We start from the raw sequence: 6,988 nt of genomic DNA, 5'->3' as shown, positions 1-6,988 counted from the left end.
CCAGCGCCACCTTGCCGCGGGCCGACGCCTCCCCGGTGACCACCGCCGGGCTCGGCGAGCCGGAAGCGAGCGCCGCAAGCCCACCCGAACCGGTGACCACCGCCCGATGACTCAGCAACGCCCGCGACTTCACCAGCGAAAACCCGACGTCGACCGGGTCGCCGTCGTGGGAAAGCAGCGCAGCCGCCTGCGCCCGCAGCGCCTCCGGAGAACCCGCCGACAACACCCAGGGCACCGGGCCCGAAGCCGCCGCCCGCGGCGGCGAAGCGGGTTCGGAGGCAGCCTGCTCCAGGACCACGTGCGCGTTCGTCCCGCTGACCCCGAACGACGACACGCCGACCCGGCGCGGCTGCCCGGTCTCCGGCCACGGCGTCGCCTCGGTGAGCAGCCGCACTCCGCCGGCGCTCCAGTCCACTTGGGACGAAGGCGCGTCGATGTGCAGCGACCGTGGCAGCAGGCCCCGCCGCATAGCCTGGACGGACTTGATGATCCCGGCCACCCCGGCGGCGGCCTGGGTGTGCCCGAGGTTCGACTTGACCGAGCCGAGCAGCAACGGCCGGTCCGCCGCGCGGCCACGACCGTAGGTGGCCAGCAGGGCCTGCGCCTCGATGGGGTCGCCCAGTGTGGTGCCGGTGCCGTGCGCCTCCACGGCGTCCACGTCCGCGGTGGACAGTCCGGCGTTCGCCAGCGCCGCCCGGATGACCCGCTGCTGCGCCGGGCCGTTCGGCGCGGTCAGGCCGCTGCTCGCGCCGTCGGAGTTGACTGCCGAGCCGCGGACGACGGCGAGCACCGGGTGCCCGTGGCGACGCGCGTCGGACAGCCGTTCCACCAGCAGCATCCCCGCGCCCTCGCCCCAGCCGGTGCCGTCGGCCGCGTCGGCGAAGGGCTTGCACCGGCCGTCGGCGGCGAGGCCGCGCTGGCGGCTGAACGCGGTGAACGTGCCCGGCGTGGCCATCACCGTGACGCCGCCGGCCAGGGCCAGCGCGCAGTCACCGAGCCGGACCGCCTGGCACGCCAGGTGCAACGCCACCAGCGACGACGAACACGCCGTGTCGATCGTGACGGCGGGACCTTCCAGCCCCAGGGTGTAGGCGATCCGCCCGGAGGCGACGCTGCCCGCGTTGCCGTTGCCGAGGAACGCCTCGAACTCCGCGAACACCTCGGGCGCGAGCAGCAGCCGGGCCGCGTAGTCGGAGTACATCACCCCCGCGTAGACCCCGACCTTTTCGCCGCGCACGGACGTCGGGTCGATGCCCGCCCGCTCCAGCGCCTCCCACGACACTTCCAGGAGCAGCCGCTGCTGCGGGTCCATGGCGAGCGCCTCGCGCGGGGAAATCCCGAAGAAGCCGGCGTCGAAGTCGGCCGCGTCGTGCAGGAACGCGCCCTCCCGGGTGTAGCTGGTGCCCGCGCCGGCGGGGTCGGCGTCGTACAGCGCCTCGAGGTCCCAGCCGCGGTCGGCGGGGAACGCCCCGACCGCGTCCTGCCCCGCTTCCAGCAGCTCCCAGAGCTGTTCGGGGGTGCGGACACCGCCGGGGAACCGGCAGCTCATGCCGACGATCGCCACCGGCTCCTGCGCGCGCTCCTCGTTCTCCTGCAACCGGCGGCGGGCTTCGCGCAGGTCGGCCGTGGCGCGCTTGAGGTAGTCCAGGAGCTTCTGTTCGTTCGACATTCAGGACATCCCCAGTTCGTCGTCCAGGAGGTCGAAGATCTCCTCGGCGGTGGCGTCGGCCAGTTCCGTGCCGGATTCCGCCCGGCGGTCGTCGGTCGCGGTCCACCGGGCCAGCAGCCCGCGCAGGCGCTCGGTGATCAGGTCGCGGTCGCCGGCCCCGGGCTCGGTCGCGGCGAGCACCGCGCCCAGCCGGTCGAGCTCGGCGTGCACGGGCAGGACGGCCTTCGCCCCGTCCGCGGGCAGCTCGGCGCACAGGTGCTTGGTGAGCGCGTCCGGGTTCGGGTAGTCGAAGATCAGCGTGGCGGGCAGCCGCAGCCCGGTCACCGCGTTCAGCCGGTTGCGCAGCTCCAGCGCGGTCAGCGAGTCGAACCCGAGGTCGAGGAAGCCGCGCCCGGCCTCGACGGCGTGGCCCGACGCGTACCCGAGCACCGCCGCCACCTGGGCGCGGACGACGTCGTCGACGACCCGGAGCTGCTCGGCTTCCGGCAGCCCCGCCAGCCGTTCGGCCAGCCCGGGCCCGGTCGGGAGGCCGTCGCGCACGGTCCGCCGCCCGGAGGTCCTGATCAGCCCGCGCAGCAACGCCGGGACTTCCGCACGGGCCCGCCAGGCGGCCAGGTCCAGCGCGACCGGCATGAGCAGCGGCTCGTCCGTGCCCAGAGCGAGGTCGAACAGCCGCAGCGCGCGGTCGGTCGGCAGGGCGCGGACCCCGGACCGGCCGAGGCGCGACACGTCGTCGTCGCCGAGGTGCGCGGTCAGGCCGCTGCGCGCCTCCCACAGTCCCCACGCGAGCGAGGTCGCGGGCAGGCCCCGGCCGTGGCGGTGCTGGGCGAGGGCGTCGAGGTAGGCGTTGGCCGCGGAGTAGCCCGCCTGGCCGGCGCCGCCCATCGTCGCCGCGAAGGAGGAGAACAGCACGAAGGCGTCGAGGTCCAGGTGCTCGGTCAGCTCGTGCAGGTGCCGCGCGGCGACGGCCTTCGGGCGCAGCACCGTGTCGAGCCGCTCCGGGGTCAGGGCTTCGAGGACGCCGTCGTCGAGCGCGCCCGCGGCGTGCACCACCGCCGTCAGCGGGTGCTCGGCGGGGATCGTCGCCAGGGCTTCTTCGAGGGCGGCCCGGTCGGCGACGTCGCAGGCGACCACGGTGACGGACGCGTCGGTCAGCTCGTCGATGCCGGGTGCGCTGCGGCTGAGCAGCAGCAGGTGCCGGACGCCGTGGACGGTCACCAGGTGCCGGGCGAGCAGCCCGCCGAGCACGCCGCTCGCGCCGGTGATCAGGACGGTCCCGTCCGGGTTCCAGGTGTGCTCCCGCGGCGACGGCGTCGCCCGCGCCAGGCGAGGCACGTGGAGTTCGCCGCCGCGCAACGCCAGCTGCGGCTCGCCGGACGCGGCGGCCACACCGGCCCAGGTGGCGAGGTTCTCGGTCGTGTCGACGTCGAGGAGGACGAACCGGTCCGGGTGCTCCGACTGCGCCGAGCGCACGAGACCCCAGACGGCCGCCGCGGCGGGGTCGGCGGGCGCGTCCCCCACCGCCGACTCGGTGACCAGGACCAGCCGCCCGTCGCCGGTCAGGAAGTCCTGCAGGGTCTTGAGCGCTTCGGCCGTCATGTCGCCGCGGCACTCCGTGTAGCCGACCGGCCCGGACTCGCCCAGCGGCACCGCCGGGGCCGCCGGTCCGGCGTCCAGGCGCTGCCAGGTCAGGGCGAAGAGGGCATCGGCACCGTGGTCCGCGGCGGCGGCCAGCTGCCCGGCCGAAATCGGCCGCATGACCAGGGATTCGGCCTCCGCGACCGGCGCACCGGTTTCGTCGGCGACGGCGACCGAGACGCCGTCCGCGCCGAGCGCCCCCAGCCGGACCCGCAGGGTGGTCGCGCCGGTCGCGTACAGCCGGACGCCGGTCCAGGCGAACGGCAACCGGGCGCCGGCTTGGGCGCTGGTCAGGCCGATCGGGTGCAGGGCCGCGTCGAGCAGGGCCGGGTGCAGGCCGTAGCGCGCCGCGTCGGCCCGCTGGTCGTCGGGCAGGACGACCTCGGCGTAGAGGTCGTCGCCGTGCCGCCAGGCCGCGCGCAGGCCCTGGAACGCCGGACCGTAGCGGTAGCCGTGACCGGCGAGGGTGTCGTAGTGGCCGTCGACCGGCAGCGGTTCCGCGCCCGGCGGCGGCCACGCGGTGAGTGCCGTGCCCGGCTCGGCGCCGGTGGCCAGGACGCCTTCCGCGTGCTGGGTCCACTCGAGATCGTCGCCGGGTCGCGAATGGACGGTCACCGCGCGACGGCCGTGTTCGTCGGCGGCCTCGACGCGGACCTGGAGGGCGACACCGCCACGGCGCGGCAGGACCAGGGGCGCCTGCAGCGTCAGCTCTTCGACGGTCCGGCAGCCGACCTGGTCGCCCGCCTGCACGGCCAGCTCGACGAACGCGGTGCCCGGCAGCAGCACGGTGTCGCCGACGGCGTGGTCGGCGAGCCACGGGTGCGTGCTCAGGGAAAGCCGTCCGGTGAGCAGGGTGGTGCCGGTGCCCGCGACGGCCACGGCCGCACCGAGCAGCGGGTGCCCGGCGTCGGTGAGGCCGAGCCCGCCCGCGTCGCCCGCGGTCGTCGCGGTCCACTGTGGCCAGTACCGGTCCTGCTGGAACGGGTAGGTGGGGATGTCGGTGAACCGGGCACCGGGGAAGGCCGGGGTCCAGTCGACGTCGACGCCGTTGACGTGCGCTTCGGCCAGGGCGGTGTAGAAGCGGGAGAGCCCGCCGTCGTCCCTCTTCAGGGAGCCCACGGCGAGGACGTCGTCCCCGAGTGCCATGGTCAGCACCGGGTGCGGCGAGGCTTCGACGAACGTGCCGAACCCCTCGCTCTTCAGCCGCTCGACCGCGATGTCCAGACGCACTGTGCCGCGCAGGTTCCGGTACCAGTACTCGGCGTCCACATGTTCGTTCCACTCGCCGGTCACCGTGGAGAGGAAAGCCGTCTCCCCGGTTCGCGGGGTGATCGGGCCGAGCATCTCGAGAAGCTCTTCGCGCAGTTGCTCCACCTGCGCTGAATGCGAGGCGTAATCGACCGGGACGCGCTTGGCGCGGATGCCGTCGGCCGCACAGGCCGCGATCAGCTCGTCGAGGGCACCGGGCTCGCCGGAGACCACCACGGCGGCCGGGCCGTTCACCGCCGCGATCGAGATTCCCTCGGTCAGCCGCTCTTCGACAGTGGCCGGCGGCGCGGCCACCGACACCATCCCGCCGCGCCCGGCCAGCGCCAGGATCGCCTTGCTGCGCAGCGCCACCACCCGAGCACCATCCTCAAGGGACAGTGCACCTGAGACGACGGCCGCCGCGATCTCGCCCTGCGAGTGCCCGACGACCGCGTCCGGCACCACGCCGAAGGAGCGCCACAGCTCGGCCAGCGACACCATCACCGCGAACAGCGCGGGCTGCACGACGTCCACCCGGCCCAAGGCCTCCGCGTCGGCCAGCACGTCACGCAACTGCCAGTCCACAAAGGACGCCAGCGCGGCGCCGCAGTCGTCGAGGCGGGCCGCGAACACGGGCGAGGCTCCGGCCAGCTCGAGGGCCATCCCCGCCCACTGCGCACCCTGACCGGGGAACACCAAGGCCACCTTGCCGGGTGGCCCGGCGACGCCGGTGACCGCGTTCGCCGCGGGTGCTCCCCCGGCGACGGCGGCCAGCGCCTCGGCGCCGAACACCACCGCGCGGTGTGGGAACCGCGACCGAGCCGTAGCCAGGGAGAGCCCGACGTCCGCCGGATCCGCGTCCACCCCGGTGAGGGCGGCGGCCTGGTCACGCAGCGCGGCCTCGGTCCGTCCCGACAGCACCCACGGCACCGGTCCGGAGACCGGCTCGCGCTCCTCGACGACGACGTCCGGCGCCTGCTCGAGGATCGTGTGCGCATTGGTACCGGAGATGCCGAACGACGACACCCCGGCCCGCCGGGGCCGCTCGGAAGTCCAGTCGCGCGACTCGGTGAGCAGCTCCACCGCCCCCGCCGACCAGTCCACCCGGGACGACGGCTCGTCCACGTGCAGCGTCCGCGGCAGGACGCCGTGCCGCATCGCCATGACCATCTTGATGATCCCGGCGACCCCGGCCGCGGCCTGCGTGTGCCCGAGGTTGGACTTCACCGAGCCGAGCCGGAGTGGCGTGGCGCGGTCCTGCCCGTAGGTCGCGAGCAAAGCCTGCGCTTCGATCGGGTCGCCCAAGGTCGTGCCGGTGCCGTGGGCTTCCACCGCGTCCACTTCGGCCGGCTCCAGGCCGGCGTCCGCAAGGGCCGCGCGGATGACCCGCTGCTGCGACGGGCCGTTCGGCGCGGTCAGGCCGTTCGACGCGCCGTCGGAGTTCACCGCCGAACCGCGCACCACGGCCAGCACCCGGCGTCCTTCGCGCAGCGCGTCGGACAGCCGCTGTACCAGCAACATGCCCGCGCCCTCGGAGAACCCGGCGCCGTCCGCCGCCTCGGCGAAGGCCTTGCACCGGCCGTCCGCGGCGAGGCCGCGCTGGAGGCTGAAGTCGACGAACATGCCGGGGGTCGCCATCACGGTCGCGCCGCCGGCCAGCGCCATCGAGCACTCGCCGCGCCGCAGCGCCTGGACCGCCAGGTGCAACGCCACCAGCGACGACGAACACGCCGTGTCCACGGTCAGCGAAGGGCCTTCGAGACCGAACACGTAGGACAGCCGCCCGGAGACGACACTGGCCGCGTTGCCGACGCCGGCGTGGCCTTCCAAGGGCTCGGCCGAGCGTTCCAGCAGGGCCGGGTAGTCCTGGCCGTTGGTCCCCGCGAAGACGCCGATCCGCTCGCCCCGCACCGAAGCCGGGTCGAGCCCGGCGCGTTCGAAGGCCTCCCAGGACGTCTGGAGCAGAAGCCGCTGCTGCGGGTCCATCGCCAGGGCTTCGCGCGGGGAAATCCCGAAGAAGCCGGGGTCGAAGCGGGTGGTGTCGGCGAGGAAACCGCCCTCGCGGGCGTAGCTCTTGCCGGTGGCACCCGGCTCGGGGTCGTAGATCTCCTCGAGGTCCCAGCCGCGGTCGTCCGGGAACGGCGTGATGCCGTCGCCGCCCGCGGCGACCAGCCGCCAGAGGTCCTCGGGCGAGCGGACCCCGCCTGGGAAGCGGCAACCGATGCCGACGATGGCGATCGGCTCGTCGGCGGCGATCCCCGTGGCCACCGCGGCTTCGGCCGGCGTCCCGGTGCCGAACAGCTCGCCGAGGAACCCGGCGAGGACGGTCACCGTGGGGTGGTCGAACACCAGGGTCGCGGGCAACCGCAGGCCGGTCGCGGTGGCGAGCCGGGTGCGCAGCTCGACCGCCGTCAGCGAGTCGAAGCCGAGTTC

Annotated in this window: 2 protein-coding genes; both read right to left on the bottom strand. The window is 74.7% G+C overall.

Features of this window, described 5'->3' with window-relative positions; all coding sequences use genetic code 11:
* Positions 1–1,669 (bottom strand): type I polyketide synthase (locus CCN39_RS35045; protein ID WP_208630512.1); only part of this gene is annotated, 1,669 nt, incomplete at its 3' end.
* The coding region (locus CCN39_RS35040) for a type I polyketide synthase (RefSeq protein ID WP_208630511.1) at positions 1,670–6,988 on the bottom strand (5,319 nt) is incomplete at its 5' end.

Origin of the sequence: Amycolatopsis kentuckyensis (assembly GCF_002155975.1) — a bacterium.
In the GTDB taxonomy this organism is placed as follows: Bacteria; Actinomycetota; Actinomycetes; order Mycobacteriales; family Pseudonocardiaceae; genus Amycolatopsis; species Amycolatopsis kentuckyensis.
The sequence above is the reverse complement of the archived record's forward strand: the minus strand, read 5'-3'. Positions and strand labels throughout refer to the sequence as shown.